Below are 14,823 nucleotides of genomic sequence, written 5' to 3' on the forward strand. Positions count from 1 at the left end.
TGATGCGGCAGCCCGTCACAGCGTCGTCCGCAGCCACTGCTCGACGCTCGCGATGTGCACCGTCGCCCAGGACCGGGCCGCCTCGGCGTCCCGGTCCCCGAGCGCGGTCAGGATGGCGCGGTGCTCGTGCAGCGTGCGGCTGACCGCGTCCTCCTGGGTCAGCCCGCGCCACACCCGCGCCCGGGTGGTCGGTCCCGAGAGGCTGTCGAGCAGCGAGCAGAGCACCGAATTGCCCGAACTCTGCACAATGCCCCGGTGGAACTCCAGGTCGCAGGCGACCAGTTCCTCCACCGACGGCTGCTCGCCCAGGGCGTCCAGCTGGGCCGTCAGCGTGTCCAGCTCCTCCTTGCCGATCCGGTGCGCGGCCATCGCGGTCGCCGCCGGTTCCAGAATGCGCCGGACCGCCAGGAATTCCAGCACCGTGTCGTCGCGGTGGAAGTCCACCACGAAGCTCATCGCCTCCAGCAGCAGTTGCGGGTCGAGGCTGGTCACATAGGTGCCGTCGCCCTGCCGTACGTCGAGGATCCGGATCAGCGACAGCGCCCGCACCGCCTCCCGCAGCGAATTGCGGGACAGCCCGAGATCGGCTGCCAGCTCACTCTCCTTGGGCAGCCGGTCCCCCGGTCCGAGCGCACCGGAGACGATCATTTCCTTGATCTTCTCGATGGCCTCATCGGTCACAGCCATGGGAACCTCGCCTCAACAGACATCCGATGTATCTGCTCCGATTATGGGGCCTGGGAGGGGGCTCGTGCACAGGGGTCCGTGGATCCGCCGGTTATTTGAGGGCTAAGGTTTCCTCGTACGGACCGTGGGAGCGGCGACAGCGAGGGTGTGGCGGATGACGGGGAAGAAGGCGGCGGGAGCTCAGCAGGATGCCGTCGCGTCGATCATCGAGGACTGGGCGAGAGAGCGTCCCGATCTCGATACCTCGCCGCTGGAGGTGCTGGCCCGGCTGCACCGCACCTTTCTGCACTACAGCACCCGGCTCACCGGGGCGATCGACCGGCACGGACTCTCGGTCGCCGGCTTCGACGTGCTGACCGCGCTGCGCCGGGCCGGTGCGCCGTACCGGCTCACCGCGGGGCAGCTCGCCGACTCCGGCCTGGTCTCGTCGGCCGGAGTGACGCTGCGGATGGACCGGCTGGAGAAGGACGGCCTGATCGTCCGCGAACGGGACGCCGGCGACCGGCGGGTGGTGTACTCGCGGCTCACCGACGCCGGACTCGCCAAGGTGGACGAGGTGTTCGCCGAGCATCTCGACAACGAGCGCCGGATGCTCGGCGGCCTCACCCCCGCCGAATCGCGCCAGATCGCGCGCCTGCTCTCCAAGCTCGAACGGTCCATCACGGACTCCGACTGACCGGATGCGGCCAGCAGAACGCTCAGGCCGCCGGCCCGGCGGCCGGTGCGGCGGCCTGAGCTTCGGCCTCCGCGCGGTACATCCGGCGCAGCCGGACCACGCCCAGGTCGTGCTGGTACAGATTCTCCCGCTGATCGGCGTCCGCGGGCATCGCCTCCAGCATGACCCGGTCCTGCTCCAGCACCTCCCAGTGGCGCTTCTCGATCAGCGTCCGGTAGAGGAAGCGCCAGCTGTCCCGCTGCCAGCCCTGGACTTTGCGGTAACGCCAGAAGAAGACCCCCGTACGGTTCTCGTCCACCGGGCAGACCATGCCGACGATGCCGAACGGGCCGCCGGGGCCGGCCGACGGCGGGTACGGGATGGAGAGGTCCACCCAGTCGACACCGGTGCGGCACAGCTCCACCCAGTCGAAGTTGACACCCCGCTGGTCGGTCTTCTCGAAGAAGTAGCCGCGGCCGGTCTCCCGGATACGGAACTTGGCGGTGGTGTCCCCGTCGTACATGGTGTGCGAGTCGTGGTGCAGGAACGCGCCGTGCATGGGGTCGAGCAGATTCTCCACCGCGTAGCGCCAGGGACCGTTCCACTCGGCGTAGCAGAGGATCGCGTCCGTGTCCGGATCGGTGAGCGGCTCGGGCAGTGTCAGCTCGGCCGGGTCGGGGTGCTGCTCGTCGCCGAAGTACGCGAGGATCGCCCCGCCCACCTCCCGTACGGGCAGGCTGCGCACCAGCTTCTTGCCCTCCAGGTTGCAGCCGGGCAGGCCGGGGACGGCGGAGACGGTGCCGTCCGGTTCGACCTCGACGCCGTGATACCAGCAGGCGACCCGGTCGCCGAGGTGCTTGCCCAGCGAGAGGGGCGCGCCGCGGTGCGGGCAGCGGTCGGCGAGCATGCTGAGGGTGGAGTCCGAGCGGCGGAAGAGCAGCCACTGCTCACCGAGCACGGTGACCTTGCGCATGGCGCCCGGTGCCACGAAGTGCGAGGGCACGACGGGGTGCCACTGGTTGCGCAGCCCGGTCGCGTAGATGTGGTCAGCGGTCAGAGTGGTCATGTCACGCTCCCAGGCGGTGGATCTCGGTACGGAAGGACTCCTCGGTCCACGGGGTGCCGTCGGGGGAGCGCACCTGTCGTGCGTTCAGTCCCCTGACGACGTCGGCCAGTCCGTGGCCGTCCTTGGTGAAGACCTCTTCGAGCGTCGATGCGAGCTGGTACTCGTAGGGGGTCGGCTCATGCGTACGTGACTGATGCACGTCCAGGTAGGGCCAGTCGGTGGTCACGGTGCCTCCAGTTGGTTCACGGACAGCTGGTTCACAGATCGAGGACGAGACGGCCGGACGCACAGCGCGAGACGCAGATCATCATGGTCGCGTTGGAGCTGTGTTCGGCCTCGCTGAGGACGTAGTCGCGGTGGTCGGGTACGCCGTCGAGCACCCGGGTCTCGCAGGTGCCGCAGATGCCGTCCCGGCAGGAGCTGCCGACACCGATGCCCGCGGCCTCGACGGCAGCCAGGACAGAAGTGCCGCCGTCGACGGTGACGGTCACTCCGGAGGCGCGGCACTCGACTTCGAAGGCCGCGTCGTCGCCGGTGTGCTCGGTGACCGGGGCCGCGAACCGCTCCACCCGCAGCAGCTCGGCCGGGCAGGCCGCCTCCACGGCGGCGAGCAGCGGCTCGGGCCCGCAGCAGTACACCAGGGTGCCGGGCGCCGCATCGGCCAGCGCCTGCGCGAGGTCGATGTGACCCAGCTCGTCCTGCGGGTGGAACGTCACCTCACCGCCGGTGAGCGCGGCCAGCTCGGACCCGAAGGCCATCGAGGCGCGGGTCCGGCCGCCGTGCACCAGGGTGTAGGGCGTGCCGCGCCGGTCGGCCTCCCGGGCCATCGCCAGGATCGGGGTGATCCCGATTCCGCCGGCAATGAAGACGTAGCGCGCGGCGTCCACCAGGGCGAAGTGGTTCCGGGGTCCCACGACGGTGACCGTCCGGCCCGGCCGCAGCTCGGTGTGCACGTAGCGTGAGCCGCCCCGGGACGACGGCTCGTTGAGTACCGCGATCCGGTACCGGCTCACGTCCTGCGGATCTCCGCACAGGGAGTACTGCCGGGTCCGTCCGCCCACCTCCACATCGAGATGGGCACCCGGCTCCCAGCCGGGCAGCGGCTTGCCGTCCGGGTGGACCAGCTCGACCGAGAGGACCCCTTCGGCCTCCCAGGTCATGGTGCGTACAAGAAGTTCGAGCCTGAGCTCTCGGGGCGCGTCCATGGCGGCCTCCCTACGCGGTGGGGATCTTGACGGGTGGGGTGAACGGGCTCTTCATCGGGCCGAGCTCCGCGAGGTCGACCTCGACCAGCACGGGCCCGCCGGAGGCGATGGCGTGGTCCAGGACGGGCTGTGCGTGCTCCGGCGCCGCGATCCGCGCGTACGGCAGACCGCAGGCACCCGCCAGCTGCTCGAAGTCGGGAGTGGCGAGGTCCACCCCGGAGCGGCGATCGCTGTGGCGGTCCTGCATGTTGCGGAGCACGCCGTAGCCCCCGTCGTTGAAGACGATGAGGGTCAGCGCGGGCCGCTCCTGGGCGAGTGTGAGGAGTTCGCCGAGGTGCACCGCGAGGCCGCCGTCGCCGGCGATCACCACGGTCGGCGCACCGGGGCGGGCGATGGCGGCTCCGATGCCCATGCCGAGGCCCTGCCCGATGCCGCCACCACGCGGGAAGACGTTGTCCTTCGCGTCGTACATCTCCAGCAGCCGGTTGCCCCAACTGCTCGACGCGATGGTCACATCGCGGGCCACCACCGCCGCGCGGGGCAGCGCCGCCCGGATCGCCTCGCAGATCGCCGCCTGCGGTCCGATGGCCTCGCGCTGATCGGCCCGCACCGCCTCGCGTACCGAGGTGACCCGCCCGGTCCAGCCCGGCTCGGCCGCCACGGCGTGCGGCAGCAGGGCGTCCAGCACGTCGGGTGCGTGGCCGTGCAGGGCGTGCCGCGCCGGATAGACCCGGCCCGGCGCGGCGGCGTCGATGTCGATCTGGATGTGGGCCTCGGGGAGGGCCAGAGCGTAGTCGGCCGTCTCGTTGGAGCGGAAGTGCGTGCCGATCGTCAGCAGGACGTCCGCTTCGGCCAGCAGGGCGCGCCCCGCCTCGGTGGTGGCGAAGTTCCCGATGACCTGCGGGTGGTCCTCGGGTACCGCGCCGCGCCCGGAATTCGACGTCAGCAGGCCACCGCCGGTTGCCGCGAGCAGAGCGCTCAGCTGCTGACCGGAGCCGGTCGCTCCACCGCCCGCCCAGATCAGCGGGCGCCGGGCTGAGGCCAGCAGCGCGGCCGCGCCGGCCAGCTCACCGGCGTCGGGCACCGGGTGCACGGGCCGTGTCGCCCGGGCGCCGGTGTCGGTCTGCGCCGCGTACTGCAGGTCGACGGGCCACTCCACGCTGCCGGGGCCGCCCGGCGCGGCGAGTGCCGCCTGTGCGGCCTCGCGCAGGATTCGCCCGGCGTCCTCGGTGGAGGTCACCGTCGCGGCGTACTTCGACACCGCACGCAGCATGGCGAGCTGGTCCTTGGTCTCATGGATGAAACCGCGCCCGCTGCCGAGGAACGCGCTCTCGATCTGCCCCGTGACATGCAGCACGGCGGTGCCCGAGCTGAGGGACTCGACCAGCGAGCCTGCCGCGTTGCCCGCGCCGGTACCCGTCGAAGTGAGCGCACAGCCGAGGGAGCCGCGAGCCCGTCCGTAGGCGTCCGCGGCGTTGACCGCGGTGGCCTCGTGGCGTACGGGTACGAACCGCAACTCCCGGTCGACGGCCTCGACCAGCGGCAGATTGTGCACGCTGACGATGCCGAACACGGTGTCGATGCCGAGTTCGCGCAGGACGGCGACGAGGAGATCGCCTCCGGTGGTGTATCGCATGGTGGGTCTCCTCAGAGAATGGAGCGGCCGACGCCGCCGCAGACGTCGATGCTGGTGCCGGTGATGTACGAGGCGCGGGGTGAGAGCAGGGCGACCACCGCGTAGGCGACCTCCTCGGCGCGGCCGAGCCTGCCGAGCGCGACCCCACGGTCGGCCGCGAGTGCCGCCTGCCACTGCTCGTAGGACAACGCACTGCCGGACGCGGCATGGCGGCGGGTCCACTGCCCGGTGTCGACGAGCCCCAGGCAGACCGAGTTGACGCGGATCCCGTCCCCGGCCAGTTCCTGGGACAGCGACTTGGAGAGGTTCAGAATCCCGGCGCGTGCCGCGCTGGTGGTGATCAGCCGGGGTTCCGGCTGCTTGGCGAGAACGGCGTTGACGTTGACGACGGACGCGACCGGAGACGCGCGGAGGTGATCGAGTCCCGCGTGCAGCGGGTTGAGTACGCCGGCGAACTTCAGCTCCAGTTCGTCCCGCCAGTCCTCGGCGTTCGACTCGGCGAAGTTCTTCATCCGCGACTGCCCGGCGTTGTTGACGAGTCCGTCCAGAGCGCCGAAGTGCTCGGCGGTCCTGGCCGTGAAGCGACGCACCGCGTCGGCGTCCCGGACGTCGCAGACGCCGGTCAGCAGCCGGTCGGGGCCGGCGCCCAGGCCGGCGGCCGCCCGGGCGAGCCGGTCCGCGTCCCGGCCGCAGGTGGCGACCCGGGCGCCTTCTTCGATGAGGGCGCGGACCGTGGCCAGGCCGACGCCCGAGCTGCCGCCGGTGACCAGTACGGTGCGGTCGGCGAGGCCGAGATCCATATCGGTTGCTCCGTGGTTCAGTTCATGGTGAAGCCGCCGTTGACGGCGATCACCTGTCCGGTGAGATAACGGGACTCATCGCTCAGCAGGAACGCGACGAGACCCAGAAGGTCGTCGGGCTGCTGGGGGCGCGAGATGGCCCGGTTGCTGCGGTACAGCTCATGCCGCTCGGCGGGTACGGACTCGGTCGCCTCTCCTTCGGTGATCCCGGGTGCCACCGCGTTCACGGTGATGCCCCGGTCGCCGAGTTCACGGGCCATGGCCCGGGTGAGGGCGATCACGGCGCCCTTCGACGTCACGTAGTGGGCGAGCCGCACCGAGCCGTAGAGGGCGGCGTCCGAGGCGACATGGACGATGCGTCCGCCGCCGCCGTGGGCCAGCAGCTGGGGCAGCAGCGCCCGGGAGACGAGCCAGGGCGAGCGGGCGTTCACCACCATGAGGCGGTCCCACTCGGCCACCGTGATGTCCTGGAACTCCTTGCCGCCCACGCCGTTGGCGAGTGCCGCGTTGTTCACGAGTCCGTGCAGCGGACCGAGCTCCGCGACCCGCGCCGCCAGGGTGTCGACCGAGCCGGGGTCGGCCACGTCACAGCCCACGAAGTGGGCGTCGATGCCCTCCTGGCGCAGCTCGCCGACGGCCGACTCGCCGCGCGTCCGGTCCACTTCGGCGACCACCACCCGGAATCCGTCGGCGCCCGCCCGGCGGGCCATGGCCAGTCCCAGGCCACGGCCGGCGCCGGTGATGACGACAGTGCGCATCAGTCGCGGGTCACGCCGTGCATCGGCGAGTGCTCGGGGTAGGTCGGGACCTGCGGCTTCCGGGTGCCGATCACCACGCAGAACAGCGCGTCGGTGTCGCCCTCGTTCTTCAGCGAACGGGCCACCCCGGCCGGCACCACGATCATGTCGCGGTAGCCGAGGGTGCGGTACTCCGACTCGTTGTCACCGCGGTGGATGCCGACGCGGACCTTCCCCTCCAGGACGAAGAACGCCTCCTCGACATCGTGGTGGGTGTGCTCGGGGCCCTCGGCCCCGGGCGGCAGCAGCATGTTGGAGAAGGTGAAGCCACCGGACGGCAGGATCCGGTTGTCGCCGTCGTGGTTGCCGGTGGCGCCGGAGCCGACGTAGCGGATCTGGGCGCGGCGGTACTGGTCACCGGCCTTCGTCTGGAAGGCGAGGGTGTCCCAGTCGGGCTCCCGGGAGTCCTTCGTCGCGATCAGTGCGTCGGTGTACCGGGCGAGGTCCCCGCCGTTGTCGTACTCGGTGGTGCTGACAGGCATGACGTGCTCCTTCTGTTGCGGAAGTTACTCAGGGATCTGAGCGGTGATACGGAGGTGGGAGAGCACCCAGGCGTTGAAGGCCCCGGGCTGCTCCTGGTTGGCCAGGTGACCGGCGTTCCTGACGACCACGTAGGCGGACTTGTGGAGGGATCCCGCGATGGTCTGGCTCGCCTCGATGCCGGTGACCGTGTCCTGGTCGCCGCAGAGCACGAGCGCGGGGGCGGTGACATCGGCGAGCTCCGCCCGGAGATCGGCCGATGCCATCGCCTCGGCCGCCCAGCCGTAACCGGGCAGTCTGACGGCGCCGGCCATGGTGTCGACGACGCGCTGGACCAGTTCGGCCGGTGCCCCGGGGGAGACCAGCCGGTGACCGCGCCGTTCGGCGAAAGCACGGGGGCCGGACTCGGCCAGTTCCGCAGCCCGTTGCCGCATGGCCGCGGCCTTCGCCGGATCCGTTCCGGAACCCGGGCTGGAGTCGGCGATGATCAGTGAGTCGACGAGCTCCGGGTGGCGGGCGGCGAGGCGCAGGGCGATCACGCCACCCCAGGACACGCCCAGCACATGCGCCCGGCCCCCGCGCTCCTCGATGAGCGCCGCGGCGGCGTCCGCGTAGTCGTCCAGGGTCAACGGACCCGCCGGGTCGGCGGACCGGGCGTAACCCGGTGCGTCCCAGGCGAGAACCCGGACGTAGGCCGACAGTTCGGCGAACTGCGGGGCGAACGCGGCGGACGACGAGCCGATGCCGTGCAGGCAGAGCAGCAGGGGTCCGTCCGTGCCCGCCTGCTCCACATGCACTGCGGCGGTCACAGAATCTGCCCCGGCCGGCCGGCGATGGCCCCGAGGCTGCGCAGCACCGCGTGCGGCACGACCTGGCTGGTGGCCGGATTCGACGGGTCGGGCCGATGGGCGACCTCGAAGCGGTAGCTGCCGTGCGGTCCGGCCGCTTCGATCAGATGGCGGGTGCGGTGCGCATCCGGGTCGGCGACCACCCTGACCCGTACCGCGTCCAGGTCCCCGATCGCCAGGGCCACCGAGGCGGCCACATTGGTCGACTTGGGGAACTTCACCGGGACGTCGCGCGCGGTGCCCGACATGACCTCGACCGGCCCGGTCGCCGACCGCAGCCTGGCCAGCAGCGCCTCGTCCATCCAGGGCTGCTCCAGGGTGGCGGGCAGCTTGGTGGTGGTGAGCCGTACGTCGGTCAGCGTCCCGAGACCGCGGACGGCCTGCAGCAGGTCCAGCCCGCCGACGGCGCCCGAGGTGAAGTACACCCGGCCGGGCCCCGCGCCGAGCAGCCGCTTGGCCAGGTCCTCGTCGGTGAGGGCTCCGGTCGAGGCGATCAGCAGGTCGGTGCCGGAGGTCAGAATGCGCTCGGCCCACTCCCGGACCACCCCCTGGCCGGCCGCTTCGACGATCAGGTCGCAGCGCTCCAGCGCCTCCTCGAAGGTCAGCTGCGGGGCCGGGGCCTCGCCGATCGACCGGTTGTCCACGATGCAGACCAACTCGGCGCCGTCGACGGCGCCTTCGGCCAGCGCGCCGCCCACCACCCGGCCGATCGCTCCCCAGCCGACGAGTCCCACCTTGCGGGTCATGCCACAACCTCCTGTGATGCGTGCGAAACGGGGGTGTCGACGGGAGCCGGTCCGGGGACGGCCGCCGGGCTGCCCGAGCCACCGCCGAGCGGCCCCGGATCGGGAGCGCCCGCCATGTGACTGCGGATCTCCGCGGACGGCGGCCCGGCCGTACCCCACAGGTCGGAAAGCTCCGGCACCCGCCGCCACACCCGCGCTATCCAGGCGTCCTCGACGATCTGGGCGACCTCGGACGTGTACTCGCACACCAGCCCCGAGGGGTCGGTGAAGTACGAGAAGGTGTTGTCACCGGGGCCGTGCCGGCCGGGGCCCCACTGCGGGGTGATGCCGTGATGACGCAGCCGGCCGAGGCCCCGCATGAAGTGGTCGACCGAAGTCATCTCGTAGGCCACGTGGTTCAGAGAGGTCCACTCGGCCTGGTTGAAGGCGATGCAGTGGTGATCGGAGTTGCAGCGCAGGAACGCCATCTGGTGCTCCGACCAGTCGGAGACCCGCAGGCCCAGCACATCGCAGTAGAAGGCGACGGCGGAGTCGATGTCCGTGGTGTTCAGCACGGCGTGCGTGACACCGACCGGCACCGAACCGTCCCGCCCACGGGGCGCGACCGCTTCGGTCTGCGCACTGATCTCGATCAGCCGGTGCTCGGGGTCGGCGAAACGCAGCCCGTAACCGCCACCCACCTGGTGCAGCGGCCCCGGTCCCGCGACCGGCGTGATGCCCCGGGCCAGCAGCCGCCGGGCGGCCTCGTCGACCTCGGCCGGCGTCGCGACGGCGAAGGAGATCCTGCCGAGACCGGTGCGCTCCGCGCGGGTCAGCTGCAGGACGTGGTGCTCGGTGCCGGTGCCGCGCAGCCAGCGTGCACCGGGCTCGGACTCCACACTCTCCAGGCCCCAGACCTCCTGGTAGAAGTCGGTGGCCTCGGCGAAGGCGGGGGTGAACAGCTCGACGCAGCGAAGGGAACGCAGCCGGGCGATGGGTGGTCGGTTCACGGGTACTTCTCCAGACGGGTCAGTTGGCCCAGGGCAGCGGGGCGTCCGATGTGCCCCAGTACAGGGACTTCTGGCGCTGGTAGGCGCGCATGCCGTCGCGGCCCTTCTCCCGGCCGAGTCCACTGTCCTTGAGGCCGCCGAACGGCGTGGCGATGCTGAACTGCTTGTAGGTGTTGATCCAGACGGTGCCCGCGTCGACGCGGCGCGCGATCCGCCAGGCGGCCCGGTGGTCACGCGTCCAGATGCCGCAGGCCAGCCCGTAGACCGAGTCGTTGGCCATCCGGACGAGGTCCTCCTCGTCGTCGAAGGGCAGGGCGACGAGGACCGGGCCGAATATCTCCTCCTGGCAGGTGCGGGACGCGTTGTCGAGGCCGTCCAGGACGGTCGGCAGGTAGTAGGCACCGTCGCGGTAGGCCTCGCCCTCGGGAGCCGATCCTCCGCACAGCACCCGTGCCCCCTCGCTACGCGCCAGGTCGACGTATCCGGCGACGGTGTCCCGGTGCCGGTGGTGCACCAGCGGTGCCACCTGGGTGTCGGGTGACGTACCGGGGCCGACCCGCAGCTTCCGTACCCGAGCGACGAGTTCGCCGACGAAGGCGTCGTAACGCTCACGGGCCACGAAGAGCCGTGAACCCGCGATGCAGGACTGGCCGCTGGACGAGAAGACGCCGAACATCACTCCGGCCAGGGCCTGTTCGATGTCCGCGTCGGCGAGCACGATCGTGGGCGATTTGCCGCCGAGTTCCAGCGACACCGGCATCGTCTTGTCCGCGGCGGCGTGCGCGATGGTGCGCCCGGTGGCGGTGCCGCCGGTGAAGGTCACCTTGCCGACGCACGGGTGGCGCACGATGGCGTCGCCCACCACGCTGCCGCGTCCGGGCAGCACCGAGAGCAGTCCGGGGGGCAGGCCCAGTTCCGCCAGCGCGCGGGTGACCAGCCGGCCCAGCGCCAGCGACACCAGCGGGGTCCACTCGGCCGGTTTGAGCAGTACCGCGTTGCCGGCGGCGAGCGCGGGGGCCAGCTTCTGAGCGTCGCTGGCCACCGGCGAGTTCCACGGGTTGATCGCACCGACCACGCCCACCGGCTCGAAGACGCTCATGGTGAGGTAGTCGCCGCGCGAGGGGGTGATCGACTCCTCGGCGGTCTCCAGCGCGGCCGCCGTGTAGCGGAAGGTGCCCGCCGCACTGGCCACCAGGGCACGGGTCTCGGTGAGCGCCTTGCCGGTGTCGGCGGTCTGGAGCGCGGCCAGCTGTTCTGCCGTCTCCTCGATCAGATCGGCGATCCGGTGCAGCAGCCGGGCGCGCCGGTGCGGGAGCAGGGAGCGCCAGCCGGGGTCGGCAGCCGCGCGGGCCGCGCCTTCGGCCGCTTCGGCGACCTCCTCGACGGTGACCGCGTGCACGGTGGCGATGGCCAGACCGGTCGCCGGGTCGACGGTCTCGACCGGGGCACCGGCGCCACGCCGCCAACTGCCCGCGACAAGTGCTTCGTCGGGCACATCCGCGGCAGGGAACGAGAGCATGCGAGACCTCCTGACTGAGCCGGGACGAATGGATACCTGAGTAGGTGCTTGAAATCTAAGGGCTTAACTATTTGGGCGCAAGCCCCCAAGGTTTGATGATTTCCCTGCGGAGACCCTTGACGGGCTCGGGTGAGTAAGGGATACAACTTAAGCGCTAAGAAACTTTGTCCTAACGCGCTTCATTGTCCGGGTGTCGTCAGACCCCTGCGGGACATCGCGTACCCCCACGCCATCGCCTCGCCACACAGTTGCGGAGTCGGAGGACCCTGCATGACGATCGACGTTTCCCCGGACCCTGCCGTCCGGGCGGCTGTGGCCGCCCGCTTCGAACGGCTTCCGCTGTGCCGCTGGCATGTCACCGTCCGCCTCATCGTGGGCGCCGTCACCTTCTTCGAAGCCTTCGACCAGCTTCTGATCGCCTACGCCCTGCCCGATCTGCGCCACGAGTGGCACCTGACCACGTCGGCCAGCACGCTGCTGCTCACCGTCGGCTCGGTCGGCATGCTGGTCGGCGCGCTGCTCTCGGGCCGGCTGGCCGACCGGATCGGCCGGGTGAAGGTCATCGCACTGTGCGTCGCGCTGTCGAGCCTGGCCAATCTGGTGCTGGCCGTCACCTCATCGCCCGACTCCTTCATGGCGGTGCGCTTCGTCCAGGGGCTCGCCATCGGCGGCGAGGTCCCGGTGGCCGCCACCTTCATCGCGGAGATCACCCGCAGTCACCAGCGTGGCCGCTTCGTCCTGCTGTACGAACTGGTCTTTCCCGCCGGACTCACCGTGGGCGCACTCGTCGCCGCCTGGGTGGTGCCGCTGCTCGGCTGGCGCTGGATGTACGTCATCGCCGCCGTGCCCGGCGTGCTCTGCGTCCTGGTACAGCGCGCGGTACCCGAATCGCCGCGCTGGCTGGCCGAACACGGCAGGACCGAGGAGGCGGCCCGCGTGATGTCGGAGATCGAGGCCGCGGTCGAGCGGGTCACCGGCAAACCGCTGCCACCGGTCCCCGCCGCCCTGGCCGCTGACCCCGGCCCCCTGCCGGGGACCGCGCCCGGGCAGGCCACCAGCGGTCTGCGGGGCCTGTTCAGCGGCCGCTACCGCCGCCGCACCCTGGTGGTCGGCGCCCTCTGGTTCACCGGCTACTTCGTCAACTACGGCATCACCTCGTGGCTGCCGACCATCTACCGCAACCGCTACGACCTGTCGCTCTCCGACGCACTGCTCTACTCGACCGTGACGTCCTGCGCCGGGCTCATCGGCTGTCTGGCGGTGGCGCTGACCGTGGACCGCGCCGGACGCAGGCGCGTCATCACCCTCTCTCTCGCCGGGTCCGCGGTGATGCTGCTGGTGCTCGCCTGCCTCGGGGCGCACACACCGGTACAGGTGCTGGTGTGGACGTCCCTCGCCGCGGTCTTCCTCTTCGGCTCCAACATCTGCCTCTACCTCTACACGCCGGAACTCTTCCCGACCCGGATGCGGGCCCTGGGCAGCAGCGTCGGCGGCGCGCTGAACCGCCTCGGGGTCATCCTCGGCCCGATCGTGGTCGGCATGGTGTACGCGGGCGGCCGTGTCTCGCCGGTGTTCGTGGTGCTCGGCGCGGTGGCCGTGGTCGGCGCGGTCGTCGCGGCGATCGGCGCGGACGAGACGGCCGGCCGACGGCTCGAAGAGGTCTCGCCCTGACCGGAACCGGTGCCGGACGCAGGTGCGGGGCGGCTCCCCTGGGGAAGCCGCCCCGCACCTGCGTCGCGCTCGTACGGTCTCAGCGGCTGCCGAGCACGTCCTCGACTCCGGCCCTTACCTCGTCCGTCGCCAGTCCGCGGATGGTCAGCGTGGTACGGCGGCGCAGCACGTCGTCCGCCGTCTCGGCCCACTCGTGGTCCCGGGCGTAGACGACCTGCGCCCAGATCTCCGGGGCGTCCGGGTGGATCCGGGCCGCCAGCGCCGGGTCCGCCGCGGCGAGCCGGGCGATGTCGAAGGAGAGCGAGCCGTAGTGCGTGGCCAGATGGCGTGCGGTGTCCGCGGCCATCCGCGGACCCGGCGTGCCACCGTCGACCAGGAGCCGGTGCGCGACCGCGTTCGGGTTGGCGATACCGGGCAGCGGCTGCTTCTTCGGCAGGTGCGAGAGCGGCTCCATGTCCTCGCCGAGCGGGTGGCCGGGCAACTCGGCGAGCTTGCTCATCACGGTCCGGCCGATGTGCCGGAAGGTCGTCCACTTGCCGCCGGCCACCGACAGCATCCCGCCGCGTCCCTCGGTGACGACCGTCTCCCGCTTGGCCTTCGAGGTGTCACCCGGGCCGCCGGGCAGCACCCGCAGACCCGCGAACGAGTAGGTGATCAGGTCACGCGACAACTGCTGGTCGCGGACCGAGAAGGCGGCCTCGTCCAGGATCTGGGCGATGTCCTTCTCGGTGACCCGTACGTCCGCCGGGTCACCCTCGTACTCCTCGTCGGTCGTACCGAGCAGCAGCTGGTCCTCCCAGGGGAGGGCGAAGGTGATCCGGTACTTGTCGATCGGCGTGGCCAGCGCGGCCCGCCAGGGCGAAGTGCGCTTGAGCACCAGGTGCGCGCCCTTGGACAGACGGATGGACGGCGCCGCTTCCGGGTCCTCCAGCTTGCGCAGGTGATCCACCCACGGCCCGGTCGCATTGAGCACCAGCCGGGCGCTGACCCCGAACTCAGCTCCGTCCAGGCCGTCCGCCAGCTCCGCACCGGTCACCCTGCCGTGCGTGAAGCGCAGCCCGGTCACCTTCGCGTGGTTGAGCACCGTGGCGCCGGACTCGACGGCCGCGCGCACCGTCATCAGAGCCATCCGCGCGTCGTTCATCTGGTCGTCGCCGTAGACGGCGACGGCCTTCAGGTTGTCGGTACGCAGCTCGGGTACGTCCTGGCGGGCCCGGGACGGCGATATGACATGGCCGACGCCGTCTCCGAAGGCGGAGAGCGCCGAGTAGGCGAAGACGCCGGCGCCGAGCTTGGCGGCGCCGTGCGGGCCGCCCTTGTACACCGGCAGGTAGAAGGTCAAGGGATTGGCCAGGTGCGGCGCGACGTCCCGGGAGACCGCACGGCGCTCGAAGTGGTTCTCGGCGACCAGCTTCACCGCGCCCGTCTGGAGGTAACGCAGGCCGCCGTGGAGCAGCTTGGAGGAAGCGGACGAAGTGGCGCCGGCGAAGTCGCCGGCGTCCACCAGGGCCACCCGCAGCCCGGACTGCGCGGCATGCCAGGCGGTGGAGATGCCCAGGATGCCGCCGCCGATCACCAGGAGGTCGTACGTCGCCGTGGAGAGCTGCTCCCGAGTCTCGGCGCGGCTCACTGCCTTGAAGGACGACACCTCGGAAGGCGAGGCGGTGGAGCCGGAGGCCGGGTGCGTCCCGATGGCCGGGACGCTCTGCAGGGTGGTCATGTGT

15 protein-coding genes are annotated in these 14,823 nt (G+C 71.2%); 2 read left to right on the top strand and 13 right to left on the bottom strand.

Annotated features, from left to right (window positions below):
- Positions 1–15 precede the first annotated feature (15 nt).
- A complete protein-coding gene (locus AB0436_RS24460) occupies positions 16–687 on the bottom strand; it encodes a FadR/GntR family transcriptional regulator (protein ID WP_366470066.1) in 672 nt (223 codons plus the stop codon).
- A 154-nt stretch (positions 688–841) separates the two neighbouring features.
- On the opposite strand from AB0436_RS24460, the gene AB0436_RS24465 reads away from it, so the two are divergent.
- Positions 842–1,363: a MarR family transcriptional regulator gene (locus AB0436_RS24465; RefSeq protein ID WP_366470067.1), complete on the top strand. Its 522-nt coding sequence runs from the start codon at positions 842–844 to the stop codon at positions 1,361–1,363.
- 22 nt (positions 1,364–1,385) lie between these two features.
- Here AB0436_RS24465 and AB0436_RS24470 read toward each other — a convergent pair whose 3' ends face one another.
- From AB0436_RS24470 to AB0436_RS24520, 11 genes are read right to left on the bottom strand one after another with little or no spacing between them, the layout of a single operon-like run.
- Positions 1,386–2,408, bottom strand: coding sequence for an aromatic ring-hydroxylating dioxygenase subunit alpha (locus tag AB0436_RS24470; protein WP_366470068.1), 1,023 nt, complete (start codon positions 2,406–2,408; stop codon positions 1,386–1,388).
- Between the two features lies 1 nt (position 2,409).
- Positions 2,410–2,634: a recombinase-like helix-turn-helix domain-containing protein gene (locus AB0436_RS24475; RefSeq protein ID WP_366470069.1), complete on the bottom strand. Its 225-nt coding sequence runs from the start codon at positions 2,632–2,634 to the stop codon at positions 2,410–2,412.
- A 31-nt stretch (positions 2,635–2,665) separates the two neighbouring features.
- Entirely contained in the window at positions 2,666–3,613 is a 948-nt protein-coding gene (locus tag AB0436_RS24480; RefSeq protein ID WP_366470070.1) for a PDR/VanB family oxidoreductase, read from the bottom strand.
- A 10-nt stretch (positions 3,614–3,623) separates the two neighbouring features.
- Positions 3,624–5,249, bottom strand: coding sequence for a thiamine pyrophosphate-binding protein (locus AB0436_RS24485; protein WP_366470071.1), 1,626 nt, complete (start codon positions 5,247–5,249; stop codon positions 3,624–3,626).
- Between the two features lie 11 nt (positions 5,250–5,260).
- On the bottom strand, positions 5,261–6,049 hold the full coding sequence (locus AB0436_RS24490) for an SDR family oxidoreductase (protein WP_366470072.1): 789 nt from the start codon (positions 6,047–6,049) through the stop codon (positions 5,261–5,263).
- Between the two features lie 17 nt (positions 6,050–6,066).
- Positions 6,067–6,807, bottom strand: a complete 741-nt coding sequence (locus AB0436_RS24495) for a 3-oxoacyl-ACP reductase family protein (protein ID WP_366470073.1) — start codon at positions 6,805–6,807, stop codon at positions 6,067–6,069.
- A complete protein-coding gene (locus tag AB0436_RS24500; protein WP_366470074.1) occupies positions 6,807–7,328 on the bottom strand; it encodes a cupin domain-containing protein in 522 nt (173 codons plus the stop codon). Before AB0436_RS24500 ends, AB0436_RS24495 begins: the two co-directional genes overlap by 1 nt.
- Positions 7,329–7,352: 24 nt before the next feature.
- Positions 7,353–8,135, bottom strand: coding sequence for an alpha/beta fold hydrolase (locus AB0436_RS24505; protein ID WP_366470075.1), 783 nt, complete (start codon positions 8,133–8,135; stop codon positions 7,353–7,355).
- Positions 8,132–8,920, bottom strand: a complete 789-nt coding sequence (locus AB0436_RS24510) for an aspartate dehydrogenase domain-containing protein (protein ID WP_366470076.1) — start codon at positions 8,918–8,920, stop codon at positions 8,132–8,134. The genes AB0436_RS24505 and AB0436_RS24510 overlap by 4 nt, the downstream gene beginning before the upstream one ends.
- The gene (locus AB0436_RS24515; protein WP_366470077.1) at positions 8,917–9,909 is read right to left on the bottom strand and encodes a VOC family protein; all 993 of its coding nucleotides are present in this window, start codon (positions 9,907–9,909) and stop codon (positions 8,917–8,919) included. The genes AB0436_RS24510 and AB0436_RS24515 overlap by 4 nt, the downstream gene beginning before the upstream one ends.
- A 19-nt stretch (positions 9,910–9,928) precedes the next feature.
- Complete coding sequence (locus AB0436_RS24520) at positions 9,929–11,428, bottom strand: aldehyde dehydrogenase (RefSeq protein ID WP_366470078.1); 1,500 nt, start codon at positions 11,426–11,428, stop codon at positions 9,929–9,931.
- Positions 11,429–11,698: 270 nt separating this feature from the next.
- Between AB0436_RS24520 and AB0436_RS24525 the strand changes: the two genes are divergently transcribed.
- Positions 11,699–13,099 (top strand): MFS transporter, encoded by a 1,401-nt coding sequence (locus AB0436_RS24525; protein WP_366470079.1) that lies wholly within the window; start codon positions 11,699–11,701, stop codon positions 13,097–13,099.
- Between the two features lie 79 nt (positions 13,100–13,178).
- Here AB0436_RS24525 and AB0436_RS24530 read toward each other — a convergent pair whose 3' ends face one another.
- A complete protein-coding gene (locus tag AB0436_RS24530; RefSeq protein WP_366470080.1) occupies positions 13,179–14,819 on the bottom strand; it encodes a glycerol-3-phosphate dehydrogenase/oxidase in 1,641 nt (546 codons plus the stop codon).
- Positions 14,820–14,823: the final 4 nt, after the last annotated feature.

The sequence above is a fragment of the Streptomyces sp. NPDC051322 genome (assembly GCF_040689485.1).
In the GTDB taxonomy this organism is placed as follows: domain Bacteria; phylum Actinomycetota; class Actinomycetes; order Streptomycetales; family Streptomycetaceae; genus Streptomyces.